The 22,806-nt window shown below is 38.2% G+C and carries 17 protein-coding genes and 1 rRNA gene; 10 read left to right on the top strand and 8 right to left on the bottom strand.

Going from position 1 to position 22,806, the window contains the following annotated elements; genetic code table 11:
• Positions 1 to 14: 14 nt before the first annotated feature.
• The 3 genes from ACFFIX_RS20785 to ACFFIX_RS20775 all read right to left on the bottom strand — a co-directional run bounded on the left by ACFFIX_RS20785 (position 15) and on the right by ACFFIX_RS20775 (position 7,371).
• Positions 15 to 1,085 (bottom strand): FUSC family protein, encoded by a 1,071-nt coding sequence (locus ACFFIX_RS20785; protein WP_378937474.1) that lies wholly within the window; start codon positions 1,083 to 1,085, stop codon positions 15 to 17.
• Positions 1,086 to 1,290: 205 nt separating this feature from the next.
• Positions 1,291 to 5,763, bottom strand: coding sequence for a glutamate synthase-related protein (locus tag ACFFIX_RS20780; protein WP_378937568.1), 4,473 nt, complete (start codon positions 5,761 to 5,763; stop codon positions 1,291 to 1,293).
• Positions 5,764 to 6,075: 312 nt separating this feature from the next.
• Positions 6,076 to 7,371, bottom strand: coding sequence for a glutamate-1-semialdehyde 2,1-aminomutase (locus ACFFIX_RS20775; protein WP_378937473.1), 1,296 nt, complete (start codon positions 7,369 to 7,371; stop codon positions 6,076 to 6,078).
• Between the two features lie 165 nt (positions 7,372 to 7,536).
• On the opposite strand from ACFFIX_RS20775, the gene ACFFIX_RS20770 reads away from it, so the two are divergent.
• Together ACFFIX_RS20770 and ACFFIX_RS20765 are read left to right on the top strand one after the other, a co-directional pair.
• Positions 7,537 to 8,592 carry an ABC transporter ATP-binding protein gene (locus ACFFIX_RS20770; protein ID WP_378937471.1) on the top strand — a complete coding sequence of 352 codons (1,056 nt, stop codon included), beginning with the start codon at positions 7,537 to 7,539 and terminating at the stop codon, positions 8,590 to 8,592.
• Positions 8,576 to 9,367 carry an ABC transporter permease gene (locus ACFFIX_RS20765; protein ID WP_378937469.1) on the top strand — a complete coding sequence of 264 codons (792 nt, stop codon included), beginning with the start codon at positions 8,576 to 8,578 and terminating at the stop codon, positions 9,365 to 9,367. The genes ACFFIX_RS20770 and ACFFIX_RS20765 overlap by 17 nt, the downstream gene beginning before the upstream one ends.
• Before the next feature lie 267 nt (positions 9,368 to 9,634).
• Here the strand turns inward: ACFFIX_RS20765 and ACFFIX_RS20760 are convergent, their stop codons facing one another.
• From ACFFIX_RS20760 to ACFFIX_RS20745, 4 genes are all read right to left on the bottom strand, one after another.
• Positions 9,635 to 11,098, bottom strand: a complete 1,464-nt coding sequence (locus tag ACFFIX_RS20760) for a CoA-acylating methylmalonate-semialdehyde dehydrogenase (protein ID WP_378937467.1) — start codon at positions 11,096 to 11,098, stop codon at positions 9,635 to 9,637.
• A gap of 40 nt (positions 11,099 to 11,138) precedes the next feature.
• The gene (locus ACFFIX_RS20755; protein ID WP_378937465.1) at positions 11,139 to 12,503 is read right to left on the bottom strand and encodes a GntP family permease; all 1,365 of its coding nucleotides are present in this window, start codon (positions 12,501 to 12,503) and stop codon (positions 11,139 to 11,141) included.
• 16 nt (positions 12,504 to 12,519) lie between these two features.
• Entirely contained in the window at positions 12,520 to 13,716 is a 1,197-nt protein-coding gene (locus tag ACFFIX_RS20750; RefSeq protein ID WP_378937463.1) for an iron-containing alcohol dehydrogenase, read from the bottom strand.
• Positions 13,717 to 13,904: 188 nt separating this feature from the next.
• Positions 13,905 to 15,665, bottom strand: a complete 1,761-nt coding sequence (locus ACFFIX_RS20745; RefSeq protein WP_378937566.1) for a sigma 54-interacting transcriptional regulator — start codon at positions 15,663 to 15,665, stop codon at positions 13,905 to 13,907.
• A gap of 313 nt (positions 15,666 to 15,978) precedes the next feature.
• On the opposite strand from ACFFIX_RS20745, the gene ACFFIX_RS20740 reads away from it, so the two are divergent.
• From ACFFIX_RS20740 to perR, 6 genes are all read left to right on the top strand, one after another.
• The gene (locus tag ACFFIX_RS20740; protein ID WP_378937461.1) at positions 15,979 to 16,764 is read left to right on the top strand and encodes an ABC transporter permease; all 786 of its coding nucleotides are present in this window, start codon (positions 15,979 to 15,981) and stop codon (positions 16,762 to 16,764) included.
• A gap of 125 nt (positions 16,765 to 16,889) precedes the next feature.
• Positions 16,890 to 17,249, top strand: coding sequence for an ion channel (locus tag ACFFIX_RS20735; protein ID WP_378937459.1), 360 nt, complete (start codon positions 16,890 to 16,892; stop codon positions 17,247 to 17,249).
• A gap of 64 nt (positions 17,250 to 17,313) precedes the next feature.
• Positions 17,314 to 17,799, top strand: coding sequence for a thioredoxin-dependent thiol peroxidase (bcp, locus tag ACFFIX_RS20730; RefSeq protein ID WP_378937458.1), 486 nt, complete (start codon positions 17,314 to 17,316; stop codon positions 17,797 to 17,799).
• A gap of 147 nt (positions 17,800 to 17,946) precedes the next feature.
• A complete protein-coding gene (locus ACFFIX_RS20725; protein WP_378937456.1) occupies positions 17,947 to 19,056 on the top strand; it encodes an aminopeptidase in 1,110 nt (369 codons plus the stop codon).
• A 198-nt stretch (positions 19,057 to 19,254) separates the two neighbouring features.
• The gene (locus tag ACFFIX_RS20720) at positions 19,255 to 20,211 is read left to right on the top strand and encodes a D-2-hydroxyacid dehydrogenase (RefSeq protein ID WP_378937455.1); all 957 of its coding nucleotides are present in this window, start codon (positions 19,255 to 19,257) and stop codon (positions 20,209 to 20,211) included.
• Positions 20,212 to 20,366: 155 nt separating this feature from the next.
• A complete protein-coding gene (gene perR / locus ACFFIX_RS20715; RefSeq protein ID WP_378937453.1) occupies positions 20,367 to 20,804 on the top strand; it encodes a peroxide-responsive transcriptional repressor PerR in 438 nt (145 codons plus the stop codon).
• Positions 20,805 to 20,890: 86 nt separating this feature from the next.
• On the opposite strand, the gene ACFFIX_RS20710 is transcribed toward perR, so the two are convergent.
• The gene (locus ACFFIX_RS20710; protein ID WP_378937451.1) at positions 20,891 to 21,247 is read right to left on the bottom strand and encodes a YgzB family protein; all 357 of its coding nucleotides are present in this window, start codon (positions 21,245 to 21,247) and stop codon (positions 20,891 to 20,893) included.
• Between the two features lie 252 nt (positions 21,248 to 21,499).
• On the opposite strand from ACFFIX_RS20710, the gene ACFFIX_RS20705 reads away from it, so the two are divergent.
• Both ACFFIX_RS20705 and ACFFIX_RS20700 read left to right on the top strand, forming a co-directional pair.
• Entirely contained in the window at positions 21,500 to 22,372 is an 873-nt protein-coding gene (locus tag ACFFIX_RS20705; RefSeq protein WP_378937449.1) for a nucleotidyltransferase-like protein, read from the top strand.
• A 266-nt stretch (positions 22,373 to 22,638) separates the two neighbouring features.
• Positions 22,639 to 22,806 (top strand): 16S ribosomal RNA (locus ACFFIX_RS20700); the annotation flags it as partial.

Genomic DNA, 22,806 nt, shown 5'->3' with positions numbered 1-22,806 from the left:
TGCAGCTTTCAATATTATTCTTCTGTTAACTTAATTTCGTTCTCTTCCTTATGGAAGCTTTGAAAACTGTGTGTCAATGTTTCTAAGTGTTCAAGCTGTTCACTATAATCGATAATTGTTGCGACTAGTGGAAGAAGGTGGTAAAAGCAAGAATGGTCGTCACATCGTTTATGATAGTCCATGAAAGTTTCGAATAGTTTTTGTTTATTAGAGCTACATTCTTCGATAAGTTGCGAGGAATGACTGGTTTTAATTTTGCCAATAAATTTCAACAGTGATTCTTCATGCAAGAGTAGAAGGTAGTCAAGTTCAGTGGTGAGCACTTCTTGAAATTCTGCTGGCATATTCTGAAGCTCATTTTCAAGACGATGAAGCTTTTTCAACGTATCAAGTGACCGATTAGATGTTACGAGCAACTGTCTAAAAAGAACCAGCTTACGAGATTTGGCATATTCATTTTGTTTGAAGTAATGACGTTCTTCTTTGTAAAGTAGATAGAGTTGATCTAATTTCATCATTTGTTCTTTAAGTCTTTCAATATCTTCTTTTAGAATATTATGGTCTGAGGCATGCCGTACACTAATTCGAATCCACTTAATAATCTCTTCTGTATTGCTAGAAATACGATTATATAGTTTTGTTTCGTATTTTGGTGGGAGAAAAACCAAGTTTACGATAAACGCTGCAAGTACTCCGATTAAAACAGTAAAAAAGCGAATAAGACCGAATTCAATAAAATTGTCACCAGGACTTTCAAGGATGGCAATAACCGTTACAATTGCTACTGGAATTGTGGCTTCAGCTTTTAGCTTTAAATTGATTGAAATGACAATTATCGCTGTTAGTCCAATAACGACTGGATTGGGCCCGAAAACAAGACCAAAGATGATGGCAAAAAGAGCTCCTATTACATTTGCTTGGATTTGTTCAATGACTGAAATATAAGAACGATATATGGTCGGTTGAATGGCAAAAATTGCTGCAATTCCTGCAAAAGCGGGAGCAGGAAGTTGAAAAAGTGTGGATAAAAATAAGGCTAATGTGATGGCGATCCCTGTTTTAAGGATGCGAGCACCGAGTTTCATAAGAGAATAGGACTTCCTTTCGTTTTAGAGGAGGTTCAGTGATGATGAAACATCATTTTTTCTTGAACTCACACTATCTGTTTTTTCTATGTTGTAAATATCTACTGACTATACAGGGTAAAAGGTATTTATTCAAGATACATTTCCCTTTTTTAACAAAAAAATAACACTCGTCATGTTGACGAGTGTTATAAGGGTTGGTTGATCACTCTGTTGATACAGAAGGATCTGCTTGTTCTTTTTGAGGAACAAGCTGAAGGAAGTTTGCTTCGAGATTTTGTAATAATTGTTCGATTTCTTCAGCTTCCGATTTTTGTTGATGCTGCTTTAGTGTTGCGATATAACTTGTTAACAGTTCAATCACATCAGCTTTGCCATTTTCTGATAAAGGTTCAATGTTAATCTTTGCCCCTTTTGCAACTCTGCGTTCAATTGCTGCTTTTGTTAGGCCCATTTCAGGCTGATGGCGAACGTAAACGACTCCACCGGTCATACCTGCACATATCCATGGACCTGGATCGCCAAGGACGAGTCCGCGGCCATTTGTCATATACTCAAATGCAAATCCTTTAATATTCGCATTTACACCAAGGTTACCGTATTCTTTAACAGGAATTGGTTTGCGGACCTGCCCACCAATTATCATATCTGCACCAGATAAACGAATACCAGCTCTAGCGTCAGCGTCACCCTGTACTAGTAGTAAGCCGCTTTGAGCGCCATAGCCAAAGCCTTTACCTACAGAACCATTGTAGAACTCTCCATCGATACCTTTTCCTTTGAAGATTTGGATGGATCCGCCTAAAGATGTTTTTCCAGTTCCATCTTGTGCGCCACCTTCTACTAAGATATCAATTCCGCTTGAATTGTATGCGCCTAAACCGTTTCCGAGAACGGAGCCATCTTTATAATGCAACTTAATATTATCCAACTTACGGTAAGACCCATCTAAGCGACCGCGCACACGGTGACAAGAAACTCTGCTACCAAGGACACGTTGTTCAGAAGTTACGCTTGAAAATTCACGTGAACTTAAAAGCTCGTCATCATGAGTGTCAAGATACTCAGCACCGGCTGCAACAGCCAGCTTTTGTTCCTGGATACTTGCGGCTACTTCTTTATGTGAAAGTGTTTGTATATCTAGTGTGCCAAGCAGTAATGAAAGATTTATTTCTTCGAGACCTCTCGTCTGCTCTAATAGGTCTGAGCGGCCAACTAGGTCTTGTAGATTCTTAAAACCTAAAGAGGCTGTTAGTGTTTTTAATTCTGTACCAAACGCTGTAAATAAGTTAACCAAACCTTGAACAGCTAAGTCCGATTGACGAGGTACGAAGCGTCGTAAACCATGTTCTTTTGCTTGTGATTCAGTTTCAATTTGAGTAGCAATCCCTACGTGACAAGTATCTAAGTGACAGCCACGACAAGTCGTACAGCCAATCGCAATCATCGATAGAGTACCAAAGCCTATTCGATTTGCTCCAAGTAACATGACTTTAATAACATCGAGTGCACTTTTGATTCCGCCATCTGCCCATAATTCTACTTGTTGACGTAGACCGGCTTCTAGTAAAGCATTGTGAGCAGCCTTTACTCCAATTTCAACTGGAAGGCCTACATGTTGCAATGCATGAATTCTCGCTGCACCAGTACCACCATCAAATCCGCTTATAGTGATAATATCTGCACCCGCTTTAGCTACCCCGACTGCAATCGTTCCAATGTTCGGTACAACCGGTACTTTAACTGCTACCTTTGCTTGGTCATTCGCGGTTTTCAGCTCGGCTATCATTTGAGCTAAATCCTCAATTGAATAGATATCGTGATTGTTAGAAGGAGAGATTAAGTCAGATCCAATTGTTGCGTTTCTTGCTTCAGCAATTTTTGCAGTAACTTTAGATCCAGGTAAATGTCCGCCTTCACCTGGTTTTGCACCTTGCCCAATTTTAATTTCTAGTAGGTTAGAAGAGTTTAAGAGCTCTGCGTTAACCCCGAAACGACCAGATGCGACTTGCTGTCCACGTGTATGAGGATATTTTCCAAGCATATCCTTAATCTCTCCGCCTTCACCGTTTAAGCTAATCATGTTGAGTTGTTCAGCAGCTTCAGCGTAAGCGCGGAAAGCAATTTCATTTTGAGAACCGAAAGACATAGAGGAAATGACGAACGGTAAAGCATGCTCACCAACACTTATGTCCACCTTCTCTTGTGCTACAGGTTTACTTGATTTCTTTAAATCTGTTAAATGCCTAATCGTAATAGGGTTTGCTTCTTCTTGTTCAGTAAGTTTTTCACGATATGCTTCATAGCTTCCAGTCTTCGCAACATCACCTATTGACTTCCATATTCTTGGGAAGATGTGGAATGTTTTACTCGGTCTTGCTTTCTCATTCTTGAAATCCTCAGCGCGGGCAATTGCATCTTCTTTTAACGTTGCAAAGTTTTCTTTTAACTCGGATCCGCCAAAGAAGTTCACAACTTTTAATGCATTTGCAATGTCATCATTTAATCCAATTGAGGAGAAAAGTCGGCCATAGCCGCGTAGCTCATGGATACCGATCGTTGAGATGACTTTTTCTATTCCTTTATTTAATGAGCTATATAAATTGACCGCTGATGAGATGTTTTCTTCCTCAGTGACCGTTGCAAACAGAATGTAAGGATTAATCACATCCGCTCCGAGGCCATAAGCTAGAATGACATCATGCAAAGTACGAATTGCACCTGAACGAAGTAACAGTGAACAATTTCTTCTAAGCTGTGCTTCCGCAAGGGCTTGATCAATCGTTGCAGTAACTAAAAGTGGATCAATCCACAAATGACCATCCTGGTGTGCCTGATAATCGTCTAGCACGACTAACGCAGCACCATTTTCAACGGACTCAACAGCTTCATTAGCGAGTCTAGTAAGAGCATCCTTTAATGTTTCGGCTTCAAAAAATGTTGTTGAAAGAACATGTAATTGCTTTTTACTTGAGAACAAGTCAACTAGTTCTTCACTTGGTAATTGTTCGGTTTCTTTCCAGGAAAGTTGCCCTAATTGCCCTTCTAATAGAAGGGGGGAAGGAAGTTCTACTGTGAACGGATGTTCATGCTTAGCGTTTAAAGTAGGACGTTTTCCAATAATTACTCGAGTTGAAAAATGTTCAGACTCACGATCGCGGTCAATTGCTGGGTTTGTAACAACTGCAACACTTTCCTTAATAAAGTCTGCGATGTTTTTTCGGTCTGGATGAATTGCAGCAAGTGGACCATCGTATCCTAATGAACGAATTGGCTCGACACCTTTTTCCGCCATTTGCTCAAGTAGTTGAATATGCTCACGATCCCAGCCAAAAGCAGAATAATGACCGTTATGGACCTTTAAGGTTGGAGAAGCGGAGTGCTTCCCTTTACTTTTTGGATATTCAAGCTTCCTCTTATAATCCTTTAAATCAAAGCGATTGCTATATCTGCTGTAGACTTCCTCTTGAAAATTCGGATAATCATAAATCACAATTTCATCATTGTCCCACTTTAGCCCAAGCTTTTCACCTGGTGAAAGTGGTTTAGGCTCACCTGCATAAAGGGTAGCAGGTATAACGCCTGGTTCAGATGCAAATAGAAATGAAGTCTCAGTTTCTACTTTCCAAAGTGGTCGTAAACCAAGTGCATCTACACTAAATACTGCCTCATCCGCAAATCTAGAAATGATTCCAGCAGGTCCTTGTGCAAAATGACCCCATGCTTCACGAACATAAGTATACAGATCTTTTAAATGGTCGGGATAAGACTTTATTTCGTTAATAATTGGTGGGAACAAAACGTCGACAGCTTCAAATAAGCTATAGCCATCTCGGCAAACAAGAGTTTCAATTGTTCGATTTAAATCCTGTGAATCACTACCTCCAAGAGTTAACGGTACATCAATCATTTTTGCTTCATCCCGAAGCTTAGCGACTGTATTAATTTCACCATTATGACCTAATAAGCTGAATGGTTGTACACGGAAGAAACTAGAGAGTGTATTTGTAGAATAGCGATTATGTCCTAATGTCATGGCTGATGCTACAAGTGGATTTGCAAGATCGTGATAATAGTTTGGAAGGATATCTCCAGCGCCCATCACTTTGTAAACAGCAACATATTGGCTGAGAGAAGATACGTGTACATGTTCATCTTTTTCAATTTCTATTGTTAATTCGAAAAGCACTTTCGTTAGGTTAGAACTCTCATGGTTAGGGACCATGGCAACTTGCCAGAATACAGGCTCGTCTTGGGACGCAATAGGTCCTAAAGCGTTTGAATTTGTTGTTTTATCGGATTGATAAACAACTTCAAGACCGCGATTGGATAGAGCATCTAAAATCGCTTGTTTTCTAGTTTCATTGTTTCCTATTTTTGCTAAAAAGAAATGTCCTACTACAAAATCACTTCGATCAGCAAGGTTTGCATCAATGGAAGAAGTGCTAAGCTTTTCTTTCCAAAGTGCTCTTGGAATATCAATATGAATTCCAACGCCATCACCTTCGCCGTTAATAAAACCTGCACGGTGATTCATTGTGACAAGTGCATCTATACATGCTTGAATATTTTCCTTCGTAGGAATATTGCGTTTTTCTATCACAGAAACAATCCCACATGCATCATGTTCATGCTGGTGATAATCTTTGAATAAACTAGGGCTCCAGTTTTCTTTCATACTATTCGGCTTAGAAGAGTGTGTTGTTTCCACTCTAAGAGCCTTCACCTCCTAATCATACTTTTCGTCTATTTGGTTAAAATTTAAATAATAGCATTAAAATAAATGAAATTTTCAGAATTGTAGTCTTTATCATAACACTTGTAAGATAATATTTCAATTATTTATACATAACTTTGAGTGAAGTATACATTTTCCTGTGTATTGACTAAATAGAGGAGTGAGAGAAAGAGTTGTTTTGTAAGCGTTTGCAAAATGTTTTTATTAACTAGACAAGAATTTCAAATTTTCTTGTCTAGTAAAAATGTATATTTATTCATTAATTAGTTGTTTAAATGCATGTTCAACTGCACGTAAAGTAACCTGTAAATCCTCTTCGGAGTGTGCGATAGTCAGGAACCAAGCTTCATATTTAGATGGCGCTAAATTGATCCCTTGGTGTAGCATTAAGTTGAAAAACTTACCAAACATTTCACCATCTGTTTGTTCTGCTTGTTCATAATTTACCACTTTTTCAGTAGTAAAATAAATAGTAAGGGCACCTTTTAAACGATTTATAGTAATTGGGATATTGTAAGTAGTCGCATGCTTTTGAATGCCTTCCTCTAATATTGCGCCCATTGAATCTAATTTTTCATATACTCCGGATTCTTTTAAAACTTCTAAGCAGGCGATACCTGATAAGATGGAGGCAGGATTTCCCGCCATAGTACCCGCTTGATAAGCTGGACCTAGTGGAGCGACTTGTTCCATTATTTCTTTTTTGCCACCGTAAGCACCGATTGGTAAGCCGCCTCCAATAATTTTTCCGAGTGCAGTTAAGTCAGGTTTTACTCCTAACAGATCCTGTGCACCGCCATACATAAAACGAAATGCGGTGATGACTTCATCATAGATAACAAGTGCACCTGCATCGTGTACTAAGCGATTTACTTCCTCTAAAAATCCGGGTTTAGGCTCAACAATTCCAAAGTTTCCAACAATTGGCTCTACTAAGATTGCTGCAATTTCGCTTCCCCATTTGTCTAAAGCTTCTCTTAAAGGTTGTAGTTCATTAAATGGTACAGTAATCACTTCTTTAGCAATGCTTTTAGGAACGCCAGCGGAATCAGGTGTACCTAGCGTAGCAGGACCTGAGCCTGCTGCAACTAGGACAAGATCTGAATGACCGTGATAACAGCCTGCAAATTTAATGATTTTATCTCGCCCGGTGTATGCTCTAGCAACACGAATTGTCGTCATTACTGCCTCAGTACCTGAATTCACAAATCGAACTTTATCAAGAGCAGGCATTGCTTCTTTTAGCATTTTTGCAAAGGTTACTTCATGTGGAGTAGGTGTCCCGAATAAAACTCCATTTTCTGCAGCGTGTTGAATGGCTTTTGTAATGTGAGGATGGGCATGTCCAGTTATAATTGGACCATAGGCAGCAAGGTAATCAATGTATTTATTACCGTCTACATCCCAGAAATAGGCTCCTTGTCCTCTTTCCATCACGACTGGCGAGCCGCCACCAACTGCTTTATAAGAACGTGAAGGGCTGTTTACCCCTCCAACGATATGCTTCTGGGCTTCTTCATGTAATTCAATCGATTTTGTAAAGTTCATCATGTCCTCCTATGTATGTACTGTTCCAAGTAACGAATCTTGGGTTATTCTATTCTAGCATGATTCATACTAGGAGAAAATTATCACAGATTTTTAGCCATAAGATTTGTTGAATATGAAAGTTTTAGCTACACTAATCGTTGTGGTGAACATGGAGGGACATATATGAGAAATATAATAGAAGTAAAAGATTTGAGAAAAGAATTCAAATCTTATTCGAGTAGACAAGGGTTAAAAGGAGCTTTTCGTGATTTGCTTACCCGTCAATATAAGGTCATTCCTGCTGTCCATGACATAACGTTTTCCGTAAAGCAAGGGGAGATGGTGGGGTATATTGGAGAAAATGGTGCTGGGAAATCAACATCGATAAAAATGCTCACAGGTATCCTAACTCCTACTTCTGGAAGTGTTGTCGTGAATGGAATGAATCCCCATAAAGAAAGGGAGAAATTCGTTCAGTCGATAGGGGTTGTTTTTGGACAACGGTCACAGCTTTGGTGGGATATTGCTGTTCAAGAATCTTTTCGATTGTTAAAGAAGGTTTATAAAGTTTCTGATGAAGATTATAAAGAGCATATGGAACATGTAATAAAAACACTAGATATTGGTCCATTGCTTGATAAGCCAGTTCGTAAGCTGTCTCTAGGGCAGCGAATGAGATGTGAGTTAGCGGCAGCGCTACTACATAATCCACCACTTTTATTTCTTGATGAACCAACGATTGGACTTGACGTATTAGTTAAATTAAAAATCCGTCAGTTTTTAAAGGAAATGAATGAAAAATATAAAACAACGATTCTGTTAACGACTCACGATTTATCGGATATTGAAGCCCTTTGTGAAAGAGTTGTCATGTTGGATGAAGGAAAAGTGATCTATGATGGTGCACTAGAACAATTACGTCATCACTGGGGTGAGGGAAAGAAAATTCAATTGCAATTTAAGGAACAGGTAACGAGTGAGCAGCTCAATTTACTAACGTCTGATCTTAAAGTTGTTTGGGAACAGGGGCAGAAATCAAATGTTTGGATTGCACTTGTGACTGACCAGGAAGCCCAAATGTCAGAGTTGATTGGACGAGTGGTTGGTGCTCATGAAATTCTTGATTTGAGTGTGAAAGAGATTTCAACTGAAGAAATTATTCGTAAAATTTATGAAAAAGGTCAAGCAATAACTAACAATTCGAACAGTAATGGTGGTAAGCATGGACAAATATATTGAAATGATTCGAATTCGATTTTTGATGATGCTCGCTTATCGTACCAATTATTACAGCGGTATTTTAATATATAGTATCAATATTGGAGCTTATTATTTTTTATGGACAGCCATTTACGGTGGAAAAGAGTCGATTCAAGGTTTAAGCGCGGTGCAAATGACCACATATATAGCGGTTTCCTGGATGGCGAGGGCTTTTTATTTTAATAATATTGATCGTGAAATTGCACTTGAGATCAAAGAAGGTAAAGTCGCAGTCGAGCTTATCCGTCCCTATCACTATCTAGGGATGAAAACCATGCAGGCATTTGGTGAAGGGGTGTTTCGTCTTCTTTTCTTCTCTGTGCCTGGGATGGTCATTGTAAGCTTGATCTTTCCAATGAATCTTTCTAGTAATGGAATGACGTGGCTGTTTTTTGCTGGCTCAATTTTATTAAGCTTTATTATCAATACACAAATTAATCTTTTAACAGGGATGGTCACCTTCTTTCTATTTAATAATGACGGGTTAATGAGGGCGAAGCGTGTGATTATTGATTTGTTCTCTGGATTGCTTCTTCCGATCAGCTTTTATCCTGGTTGGGCGCAGGAAGTAATGAAATTTTTTCCGTTTCAAGCAATAAGCTATATACCTAGCATGATTTTTACAGAAGGGATACAAGGGAATGAAGTTTTGGAAGCACTGCTAATGCAAGGGTTTTGGGCAGTGCTTCTTCTAATTCCTGTTCAATTAACGTGGGTGCTTGCGAAAAAACGGATGATAATTCAAGGTGGATAAAGTGGGTGTTTTATTTTTCAATGAATGATATAGAGATGGCGCATGAATAAATTCATGCGCCATCTCTATATTAATTGTAACTTTTACTTGTCGTTTAGGAAATTGTAAAATTTTTGAACTGTGGATAACGTTTCTGCATCCAGCTCCAGCGCCTAGCCCCTCGAGGTCATAAGTCAATTCTAAATTGAAGGCAAAGAACGCCTTCTATTTAGAATCGTCTTATGCTTGTCGGGGCTGAACAAGGCGCTTGCGCTTTTGGTCTTACGCTTAGTCAAACCAGCGCTGTGTAACCATTTTCTTTCTTGTATAAAATTCAACACCATCTTTTCCGTTGGCATGGAGGTCGCCATAGAAGGATTTTTTCCAGCCCGAGAATGGGAAGAAGGCCATTGGTGCAGGGACGTTTACATTGACGCCTAACATGCCTGCTTCGATGTTCTCTCGGAATTCACGAACTGCTTTTCCGCTCGAAGTGTATAATACAGCCCCATTTGCAAACTCCGATTTGTTTGTTAAGTTAATCGCATCTTCTAAATCTTTCACGCGGACGATACTTAAAACTGGTGCGAAGATTTCATCTTTCCAAATTTTCATGTCCTCAGTTACGTTATCAAAAATTGTCGCTCCTAAGAAGTAGCCTTGTTCATGTTTTTTTGCATCAATTCGGCCATCTCTCACTAGTTTAGCTTTTTCGTTTTGACCTAATTCAATGTAGTCTAGTACACGTTCAAGGTGAGAGTCACGAATAACTGGTCCTAAGAACACATCTTCATCAAGGCCATTCCCCATTTGTATATCATTTGCTGCTTGGACAAGTCTGGCAACGAATTCGTCAGCAATTTCATCTACGACTGCTACAACTGAGCATGCCATACAGCGTTCGCCAGCACTTCCAAATGCAGCACCAATAATCCCTTGAACTGCTTTATCATAGTTCGCATCAGCCAACACGATTGAATGATTTTTTGCACCAGCTAAAGCTTGAACCCGTTTACCATGTGCAGCTGCTGTCTTATAAATGTACTCTGCAACAGGCTGAGAACCGACAAATGAAATTGCCTTAATGTCTTTGTGCTCCAACAATCCGTTTACAACGTCATGAGCCCCATTAACAATATTTAATACGCCATTTGGAAGTCCTGCCTCTGTAAATAATTCTACTAATCTAGCTGCTAAAACTGGTGTGCGTTCAGACGGTTTTAACACAAACGTATTGCCGCAAGCAATTGCCAATGGGAACATCCAACACGGAACCATCATAGGGAAGTTAAACGGTGTAATACCACCAATAACTCCTACTGGATATCTATACATTCCTGATTCAATATCTGTTGCAATATCAGGTAATACTGAACCCATCATTAAGGTAGGTGCACCTGCTGCGAATTCAACACATTCAATACCGCGTTGAACTTCTCCACGTGCTTCGTCTAAATTTTTCCCATTTTCCGACGTAATAAGGCGAGCAAGTTCTTCGTAGTTTTCCACTAGTAGCTGTTGATACTTAAAAAGAATTCGTGCACGCTTTGGGACAGGTGTTTTACTCCATAATTTGAAAGCCTCGTTTGCTGCTTGAACTGCATGATCAACATCTTCCTTTGTAGAAATTGCTACCTCTGCTAAAATTTCACCAGTTGCTGGATTTGGGACTTGTTCAAACTGATTTCCCTTAGAAGGTACCCACTCACCATTGATATAATTTGCTATTGTTTTCGTTGTTGTTGTCGTCATTTTCTTGTTCCCCTTTCAATTGGTTAGCTTAGGTTGTAAGTTAAAAAATAGAGTACAATATAACAGCCATGAGAAGTACTATTGTTGGAATGACTACACTTAGTATGAATATTGGTTTGTAAGAACGTATATGTGTTTCTCCACATATGGCTCGAATAGTTGTAACAACATATCCGTTATGTGGTAGAGAATCTAGACCACCTGATGCAAGTGCTGAAATACGGTGCATCGCCCCAGGATCTAACCCTTGTGCTAAATAAATTGGTGAAAGTATTGGTAAAGCAATTCCGAGCCCACCAGATGCAGATCCTGTTATTCCACAAATGAGCGTAACAGCAATGGCAAGGCCTAAGTACGGAGGACCTGGAATATTAATTAATGAATCAACGACTGTGTCAAATGCTGAAACCTGTGATGCGACACTTCCGAATCCCACAACTGCACACGTATTTGCTGCAGCAATTAATGCGTCATGTGAACCATTTGCAAGTGATCCCCAAAGTTCCTTTACATGATTGTACATTAGTATCCAAGCAAGTATGATTCCACATCCCAATGAGATAAGTGCGGCTCCTGTTGATGACATAAAGTTTGCCAAAATATTCAATATCACAATAACCGAAATTAGTGGAATAAGCGCAAATACGACATTTGGAAGATTTTTTTCTTCTGTAGTCACAACTGTTTGTTCGTGAAATTCACTTTCTAAACCAGCAGCTGATTCATTTGCAGCCTTATTATTAGAGAAAAATGCACTATCTGTGGGTGGAGAAAATGTTTCTCCATTTGCAACAGCTTTTCGTACAGTCCTACCTAGATACAATCCACCTGTAGTCATAATCAGTAAACCCATTAATACTCCAATAATTCCACCTGCTGTTGGAGTTGTTCCGAAAAACTGTGTTGGAATTAAATTTTGTATTTCTGGTGAACCAGGTGACGTCATTGTAAATGAGATTGAACCGAAAACGAGAGCTGCTGGTATAAATCGATGGGGTAAATTTGCCGATTTAAATAATGACACGGCGATCGGATAAACAGAAAATCCTACAACAAATAAACTTACCCCTCCAAATGTCATAAGTGCAGCAGCAGCTACTACTGCAAATACAGCTCTGGATGGACCCATTGTATTTTTAATCCAGTTAGCAATACTATCCGCTGCACTTGTATCTTGCATCACCTTTCCGAAGATTGCTCCAAGTAAAAAGATAAGAAACCACGATGCAAAATATCCTGTGAAACCGTCCATATAATATTCGGTTAAAGCAGTTTCAAGGTTGAGCCCACCAAATAATGTAACAACGATTGAGCTAAGCAAGGCAGCTATGATTATGTTAATACCTTTCATCGTTAACACTATTAAAAGAGCTAATGCTCCTATTAGGCCAATCATACTAAGCATTTCTTTCCCCCGTCTCTTAGTTAATTACTTCACTACCAGAAAATTGATAGTTATAGCAAACTTTATATAATTCTTCTATTTCTTGTTGAGTTGGCACCCTTGGGCTATTTCCAGGACTTCCGCTATTAAGTGCATCTATCGCCATTTTGTTGATAGCGCTTTCAAATTGCTCTTGATTGACGCCCCAATCTTTCAAATTGGGAATATTCAAATCTAGACAAAGTTTACGTACTTCAGCAACTGCTATTTCTGCAGCCTCTTCGTTGGATAGGACTTGCTTGCTTTGAGAAAAAATTCTACCTAAATCTGCGAGTCTATCAATACATTCGACTTTGCTAAATTCAAGTACTGCTGGGAGAAGCATTGCGTTTGAGACTCCATGTGGAACATGAAAGAGTGCACCAATAGGACGTGACATTCCATGAACTAAACAAACGGAAGCATTTGTAAAGGCCATTCCTGCTTGAAGTGATCCAAGTGCCATCGCTTCTCGTGCATCAAGATTATCTCCATTCTCATAAGCGTCTCTAATATTTTCTACAAGTAATTGCATTGCTGATAATGCGAGAGTATCTGTCATTGGATGTGATTTTTTTGAAAGATACGCTTCAACCGCATGACTTAAAGCATCTACTCCAGTTGCGGCGGTAACACTTTTCGGTGATGACTGAGTAAGAATCGGATCAACAATTGCGACAGTTGGCATAAATGCAGGCTGCTTAATCATCATTTTTACATCATTTTTTGTGTTAGTTATTACCGTAACATCTGTTGCTTCTGATCCTGTTCCGGCAGTTGTAGGGATAGCAATAAGTGGTATCGGTGGATTTTTTGCAATTGTTTTCCCTCCCATATAATCCCCAATGTAGCCACCGTTTGTCGCTAAAACGGCAACTGCCTTTGCTGTATCAATACAACTTCCTCCGCCCAGCGTAATAACAAGTTCACAACTTTCATTTTTTAATAAGTTAAGAGCTTCTTCTACATATTGATCAGTAGGTTCAGAATCAACGCCTAGATATACAACACTTGTTACGCGTGCTTCTTGTAAAAATTGTCTCAATTCGCTTACATACCCTAGGTGATCCATAATTTTATCACTAATAATGAGAGCTTTTTTACCTAATAGGAAAGCTTCAGAACCAACCTTCTGAAACGAATCCCGACCATAGTAAATAGTCTGTGGAGTGCGTAACACTGAAAATGATTTCACTTTTATCCCCTCCATATATTCTGTTCATATACTATATTGCAAGTACCGTGCCAACATGTAAAAACAGAATTTTACGAGAGTGGGGGAATAAATGTGTAGTTATAAAGCTACGCTAGTGTAGCGAAGATGTAGTGTATTCGCTACAATACATCGAAAACAGAAGCCTTTCTGTTTAGAAAGGCTTCTGTTTATGTTATCTGAAATCGCTTAAGTTTTTGATAAAGTGTTGTTCTGTGTATTCCTAGCATACTAGCAGCTTTTGATTTGTTACCGTGCACTTGTTTTAAAACGGATCGGATCAATTCCTTTTCTCGAATCTCCCCTTCATATCTGGCTTGGTGGATCAAATCATTATTCTTTAATTTATCAATAGGAAGCTCCTCTAGTAACTCCGTTTTTTTAGACTTATTTGTAATAGATAGTGGTAGATCCTCTTTATATATGTTCTTTCCACCTACAAGCGTAACTAATCTTTCAATCGTGTTTATGATCTCTCTGACGTTTCCGGGCCAATGATAATGTAATAGTGCAGTATATGCCTCATGAGTGAACTTCTTTTCAGGGGTTGCGTATTCTGTGCAAATTTTATTCATGTATGTAGAAAGTAAAATCGGAATATCGCTGCTTCTTTGGCGAAGTGGTGGAATATGAAGACGAATTATATTTAACCGATAAAATAGGTCCTCGCGAAACTCCTTCTTTTCAACCATTTCTTCGAGAGGTCGGTTTGTTGCTGCAATAATTCGAACGTTGACTTGATACTTTTTCACACCGCCAACTCGTTCTGCTTCTTTTTCTTGTAGGAGGCGTAATAACTTTGTTTGCATCATTAATGGCATCTCGCCAATTTCATCTAAAAAAATTGTTCCATTATTAGCGAGTTCAAACTTTCCAGGTTTGCCTCCTTTACGAGCACCTGTAAAAGATCCTTCTTCATACCCAAATAGTTCTGATTCAAATAAGTTTTCAGGGATAGCGCCACAATTGACAGTAATAAAAGGTCCTTCTGAAAATGGACTTAGTTCGTGAGTACCTTTTGCAAATAGTTCTTTCCCGGTTCCGCTTTCTCCAGTAATTAAAACGGTTGCCGATGTTCGTGCTGAACGTCTGGCCAGTCGTTTAATGGAGTCCAACTCATGACTATCACCAATGATTCTGTCGAAAGCACCAGTTGTTTCTTCGGAACTTTTCATAGGATTTTTGATGGTTTCACCATGATTTTGACGGGTCGTTTCATTGATTCTTTCAAAAATTCGGTAAAGCTCTGTGACCCCTTCGAATATTAGCATTCCGATTGCGCCGACAATTTGCTGGTCCTTCCAAATCGGAATCCGATGAACAACCATATCCTGTCCTTGTATTTTTTGTACAACACCACGTTGTGGAACTCCAGTTTCTACTGTTTCATGTAACTTAGTATTTTCAATGATTTCTGTAACGTGTTTTCCAATGGCTTCACTTTGCGGAATTCCAGTAAATCGGCTATACGCATCATTAAATTCTCTTAAAATACCATGTTCATCAACAACCGCAATTCCTTCATAAGCACTTTCAAGGATTTCCCTCAAAACATCTAGAGAATATTCTTCTCTTTCAAGCTTTGATGTGTACTTTGAAAAGCAATCAAGGATATCTCGACGAGTTAAAATTCCGACCAATTTCCCATCATGATCAACAACAGGGAAGCTTCCATATGGGAGCTTGTAGATGTCTAATACACTATCGTCTAAATTAATAGATACAAAATTTCTGTTTTTTCTATTCGAGATAATTGAGTCAATTGTTTCACCTTTCACCATACTACTAACGATCTTAGTCATCGTGATTACATTAATTGGGTGATCGTATTCATCGACGATAGGCAAGCTTTCTATTTGCTGAAGTACCATTAAATCTGCTGCTTCTCGTAATGTTTTACCTGATTGAATAAAGTATGGTCTTGGCGTCATCCAATTTTTTACTTTAAACTCACACAAATCTGATTTTTTTTCAGATGTGGAGATAGATGGTTGGTTTATCACGTCTCGTTCCTCCATTATAAGAATAGTAAAACGCTTACATGTCTAGGTAAGTTGAATTTCTGTAGTTTTGGATGCGAGATTTTCATACTAGATCGAAGGACTAATCAGACTATTCTATCATTATATAATAGAAACAATGAACTTTTCATCCACAAGTGAAAAGTTCAACATCTCTCAGGGTGCATATTTTTGGTCTTTTGATACAATGAAATAATGGATACTATTCAAGAGGGGTGTGTCGGTGTTTTACTTTTCAATGTTTTTTCAATATGTCGGACAATATATGAAAACGAGATTACAATATAGAGCAGACATGGTAGTCGAGGTTTTTTCTGATTTGCTTTTTCAGGCTGTTAACCTTGTGTTTATCCTTGTTGTGTTTGGTCATACACAGTTGTTAAGTGGTTGGAATCGCGACGAAATTATTTTTATTTATGGCTTCTTTTTAGTCCCATTTGCTGTGTTTGGCGCTTTTTTTAATATTTGGGATTTTAATGAACGATATATTGTTCGTGGCGAGATGGACCGTATTTTAACTAGACCTATTCACAGCCTTTTTCAAGTGGTATTGGAGCGAATGGAACTTGAGTCGCTATTTGGTGGAGTTACTGGGATTTTGATAATGGTTTACGCTTCCATCCAATTGGGTCTTGAATTCTCTTGGTATGATCTTGTCTTGTTTATCGTGTTTGTGGTGGGTGGAGCACTCGTGTATGCGGGGATTTTTGTCGCCTTAGCGACGATTGGCTTTTGGTCGGATGCGAGAACATCGATCATGCCGATGATGTACAATATCGGAAACTATGGGCGCTATCCAGTTGATATATACAATGCAACCATTCGCTTTATTTTAACTTGGATTCTTCCTTTTGCGTTTGTTGGGGTTTATCCAGCTGCGTACTTCTTAGGGAAGGAAGAATGGTATATGTATTCTTTTTTAACCCCTGTAATGGGACTGGTTTGTTTCGTTGTTTCCGTAATTTTGTGGAATTCCGGTGTCAAACGTTACCGTGGAGCAGGGAATTAGACATCATTTAATCTAAGTTGAATATACACCCGGTGGCTTGTATATATTGTACAAAGTCTTTATACAGCTGAGGGTGAAAAATGATGGGTCTCCTCTTTGGAGTAGTGGTAGCAGTTTGTATATTCATGAGTTTTAATATCATGATAAGAGCTTGTATGCAGCGGAATTTTCTATCTTATGAAACGGTCTTAATAATTACCTTTCTATATTTATCCTTACTTGTTGGCTTTGGAATGATTTTTTTAATTTTTACTCAAAGTGGAGTAAATGTGTTATATGAAGGAAGTTTACCTGTTGAAGGTTCTTATTTGGACCGTTTATATACGTGTTTTTATTTTAGTGCAGTTACGCTGTTTTCGGTTGGTTACGGGGACATTATCCCTGTAGGATATGGTCGTCTAATAGCAGTTGTTGAAGCTTTAATAGGCTATGTGCTACCAGCTGTATTTGTTGCCAGAACGGTAATTGGTATTGATAAAAGATGATCGCTTGTTAGTTGGATGGAATTTGGATACTCTTATAGTAAATTCTTATTTGGAGGAATAATAGATGTCAATGAATATAGGCAAAGAAGCACCTGATTTTGAATTGATTGCAGATACTGGTGAAAATGTAAAACTAAGTGATTATCGTGGTAAATATATTGTGCTATATTTTTATCCAAAAGATATGACACCTGGTTGTACAACACAGGCTTGTGATTTTAGAGATCAACACCAACGTTTTTCAGATGTGAATGCTGTCATTCTCGGTGTTAGTCCGGACCCTCAAGATAAACATGAGAAGTTTAAAACCAAACACGATCTCCCGTTCTTACTATTAGTTGATGAAGATCATCAAGTCGCAGAGAAATATAATGTTTGGAAGCTGAAAAAGAATTTTGGAAAAGAATATATGGGCATTGAACGATCTACTTTTATCATTGATCCAGAAGGGAATCTAGTCAAAGAGTGGCGTAAGGTAAAGGTTAAGGGACATGTTGAAGAAGCGCTTGAATACATAAAAGAGGAAGTTCAAAAAGTCACCAAATTATAAGTGGCGAATCTCTGCGTTGCTCGGCTTCTCCGGTCCTCACGTATTAAAAGCATACGCTCCGGTCCTCAGGAGCTGTCGCGCCTTGATCTTCTTGCTTCTAATTCGTCGACTTTTTGAACACACATATAAAAGAAATAGGGTGAATAAATGAGAGATGAAAGAATAAAGAATTTAGCGAACATTTTACTTAACCATTCAGTAAAAGTAACTGCAAAGCAGCGTGTGTTAATTAGAGGGCACCTGATCACAAAACCATTGATTACTGAGCTTGTTGACCAGGCGTATGAACTAGGGGCATATCCTTATGTTGAATTATTTGATGATGAGATCAACCTCCATCTTGCCAAGAATTATCAGCGGGAACAGCTTGAAACTAGTGCTAAGTGGCAAATGGGTGTGTACAAAGATGTGGATGCAGTCATCATTATAATCGGCGAGGAAAATGATGCGGAAATGGCTGGGATTCCAGCTGAGATGCACCGTTTGCGCGGTGAAGTCATGAAGCCGGTTTCTCAATTTTATGTAAACAATCGAAAATGGGTTTTATTGAATTACCCAACTAAAGGACTTGCTCAAAAGGCTGGGATGAGTACTCAGGGATTTGAAGACTATTTATTTGATGTCTGTACGGTTGATTATAAAAAAATGGCAACAGCTGTTCAACCATTGAAAACTTTAATGGAAAATACGGATGTAGTGAAAATTACTAGCCCAGAGACAGAGCTGACATTCTCAATTAAAGGAATTCCGGTTGTTCCGTGTACAGGAGAGGCGAATGTTCCTGATGGAGAGATTTTTACAGCGCCGATCTTAGATTCAGTAAATGGGACAATAAAATTCAATACACCTTGTCCATATCACGGAACTACTTTCAACGATGTGAAGTTAACATTTAAAGATGGCAAAGTCATTGAGGCAACTGCAGATGATTCTAAAAAACTGAATGAAATTTTAGATACAGATGAGGGTTCAAGATATATAGGAGAATTTGCGCTCGGTTTCCACCCTTTTATTGAGGAACCTATGGGAGACATTCTTTTTGATGAGAAAATTTGTGGAAGCTTTCACTTTACACCTGGTGAAGCCTATGAAGAAGCAGATAACGGAAACCGTTCTTCCGTTCATTGGGACATGGTTCTAATCCAACGTCCAGAATATGGTGGAGGCAAGATTTACTTTGACGATGTTCTAGTTCGTAATGACGGGCTGTTTGTGCTTCCGGAATTAGAGGGCTTGAATCCAAGAAACCTCAAGTAAGCCTAAGTTAAAAATAGGTGGTAAACGTCCAGTCAAACACTGGATAAAATGCGTATGTTATTGTGAAGGCATAACCTCCTCATATGTTAGCGCGACCTGAAGTGCGGACCCGAGTCTGCACTCTTTTTTTGTTTAAATTTCTTCATTGTAAGAGAGTCATTTGTTATTTAAAATAGAATTAAAAGGGGAGTGTGGACGGTGAAAATATTATCAACTGTTAAAATGCCAATTGAATTTAAACAAAAACTAGAGGATCAATTTTCAGAAGATGTAACCTTTTTGCACGATCGAAAGATGAATAAGGTAGATAAAGAATTGACTGAAGCTGATGTAATTCTAACGTATGGTGAAGACATGACGAGTGAACATATACAAAATGCGAAAAATTTAAAATGGATTATGGTTGCATCTGCGGGAATTGAGAAAATGCCATTTGAAGAATTAGAAAAAAGAAACATTCTTGTGACGAATGCAAAGGGTGTTCATAAAACGCCGATGGCTGAATACTGTCTTGCAATGATGCTTCAAATCTCTCGCCAAGCTAAGAGGTTAGCTGAAAATCAAAGAGATCAAAAATGGGATCGACGAGTTGAAATGCAAGAATTGTATGGGAAAACGTTGTTGGTTATAGGAGCAGGGGCGATAGGATCTGAGATCTCAAGGATGGCAAATGCGTTTGGAATGAGTACGATTGGATTGAATCAAAATGGTCAAGATGTGGGATGCTTCGATGAAACGTATCCACTTTCTCAACTAGATTATCTACTGAGCGGAGCTGACTTTGTGATATCGGTACTACCTAGTACTGAAAAAACTAAAGGAATTCTTACATACGAACAATTTAAGAAAATGAAAAACACTGCCATTTTTATAAATATTGGTCGTGGAGATGTTCTGATTGAGAAGGATCTAATTGCGGCATTAAATGAAGGAGAGATTCATCATGCTGTTTTAGATGTTTTTATTAAGGAGCCTCTAGAGCGAGAACATCCTTTTTGGAGCATGGGAAATGTAACGGTTACTCCACATTTATCAGGCATTACAAACGAGTATTTACCACGTGCCTTCGAAATTTTTAAACAAAATTTAAGTTTGTTCTTAAATGGTACACATGATCAAATGAGAAACATCATAAATTTAAATAGAAGATATTAAAAGTATTAGAGTGTATGGTATTACTTCTTATACAAATAATATCAATATGTCTCTTTCATACTGTGCGCTAATTGACAAAAGTCTTTCTCACAATGTACACTATTTATAAATATTATAAAGTAAGAATGTTTTTTAGAAGAGAGGGTGCATGGCGGATGACTGAAAATCAATTAAAAGAAGCACTTGATACGCTGAAGCAAACAGGAGTCCGTATTACTCCGCAGCGACATGCGATACTTGAGTTTTTGATTGCTTCCATGATTCATCCAACTGCTGATGATATATATAAAGCACTAGAAGGAAAATTTCCAAACATGAGTGTAGCAACTGTATATAATAATTTGCGTGTATTTAGAGAAGTTGGTTTGGTCAAGGAGTTAACGTATGGTGATTCTTCAAGTCGTTTTGATTTTATTACGACTGAGCATTACCATGTAATTTGTGAAACATGTGGAAAGATCGTTGATTTTCATTACCCTGGGCTCGATGAAGTAGAAGCACTTGCTGCTCATGTTACAGGATTCAATGTAAGTCATCATCGCATGGAAATCTACGGTGTGTGCAATAGCTGTGAGAAAAAGGCAACTCACTAATAACAAGCTGTGGTAGTTTTGTGCTTGTTTTAGAGTTTAAGTAGATGGAAAGAGGGTGACGATTTCGTCACCCTCTTTCCATCTACTTATTTATTTAACCCTCTCCGGTTATAATCTTCATTAAATTCTATTCCTTCTAAACTTTTATCTAAAGTTAATGGTTCTTTACAATACATACACATGTCAACTCGACCGAGAATTTTTGTTGGTTTTTCGCAAGTAGGACAAACAACCTGAACTGCTTTTGTAGAGAGCATACCAATCCAGAAATAAACACCTGTACTTGCGACGATTGATAATAGACCTAGTATCATAAAAATGGTCATTACCCACATGTTTGTTCTGAAGAAGATCCCAATGTACATAATGAAGAATCCAATAAATATTAGACTTAATGCAAATGTGCGAATTTTATTAATTTTACTACTATATTTACGTGCCATATCATCCTAACCTCCTATCATTAATATAGCATAGGTTAGGGTATATCTAAATTATTAACTTAATTTACTACTATGTAGCTTTTATGGATCAATATGATGAATGCTGTCTCTCTCACCGTAACGTCAAACGAGTTTACGACTTTTTATAGAAAAAAGTACATCCTTCCCTTATAATTCTAAAGGTCCTTTAAAAAGGAATTTCACTATCAATGTAGAAAACTATATAAAGCAAATCTAAATGGAGGAATTCTGATGGAAAATATTCTCCGTCCTATATATCAAGAAAGAGCAAGTCACCCAGATACTTTAGCAATTATTATGATAGAAAAAAGGAACCAAACATCTCCTTTAACAGATAATTTAGATGTTGCACTCCTTGTAATTGTGAACAAAGCTGATCAAGATTTACATGTAAAACACTATGAATATGAAGATCAAAACGCATCATTGACACTTGTTACAAACAAACAAATAGAAGAATGGATTCTGTTGGGAACAAATAGAAGGATTATTGATTGGATATTAAATGGGAAAGTCTTGTACGATCGAAACGAATATTTAGTTGAACTTGTAGATCGTTTGAAAACTTTTCCGTTTTCAGAGCGAAAACTAAAGATTGGGCTTGAATACGGCAAGTTAATAAGAAGATACTTAGAAGGAAAAGTATTTTTTGAGGCAAAACAATTACTAGATGCGTACAACTATATTGTCCATGCACTTCATCATCTAGCAAGATTAGAAGTAATTGATCGGGGATTTCACCCAGAGATTACTGTGTGGAATCAAGTGAAACAAATCGAGCCACAAGTATATAAGCTGTATAATGAATTAATTGAAAGTGATGAGTCATTAGAAAAAAGATTAGAGCTTCTGTTTTTAGCGAGCGATTTTCTTATTCATTCCAAAGCAGCAGTAGGTGCAGCTCATATCTTAACTGTTATGTCTGATGAAGAAACTTGGCAGTATGCTGAGTTGTTAAATCACGAGGAAGTTAGTTTATATGCTGTTGATTTGAGTGTTCTGTTAGAGTTTTTGGTAGAGAAAGAGTTTATCCAAGTGAAGAGAATTGAAACAAAGGGCAAAGGGATTTATCATCGAGGTTATTCTGTTGTGAAAAAGTATTGACTTCACTATTCTGAGGTGATATATTATTAAACGTCGCTGTTAACGCAAAACAAAAACAGCGACGAAGTCATCTCAAATTTAAAACAAAAAGATGTTGACTTTGAGATTTTGAAATGTTATATTAGTAAAGTCGCTTCAGAGCGAAGATGATCTTTGAAAACTAAACAAAACCAAGCGTGCCAACGTTGATTTAATCAACAAAAGCAACAAAAGCAACAAAGTTTTTTTCGTACATTCGTGTACAAAAAAGAGCTAGTCAAACAATCTTATTGGAGAGTTTGATCCTGGCTCAGGACGAACGCTGGCGGCGTGCCTAATACATGCAAGTCGAGCGGATATTTGAGAGCTTGCTCTCAAATGTTAGCGGCGGACGGGTGAGTAACACGTGGGTAACCTGCCTGTAAGATTGGGATAACTCCGGGAAACCGGAGCTA

Origin of the sequence: Metabacillus herbersteinensis, from assembly GCF_042433335.1 — a bacterium.
Lineage (GTDB): Bacteria > Bacillota > Bacilli > Bacillales > Bacillaceae > Metabacillus > Metabacillus herbersteinensis.
Note: the sequence above shows the minus strand (reverse complement) of the source record. Positions and strands in the feature narration are given on the sequence as shown.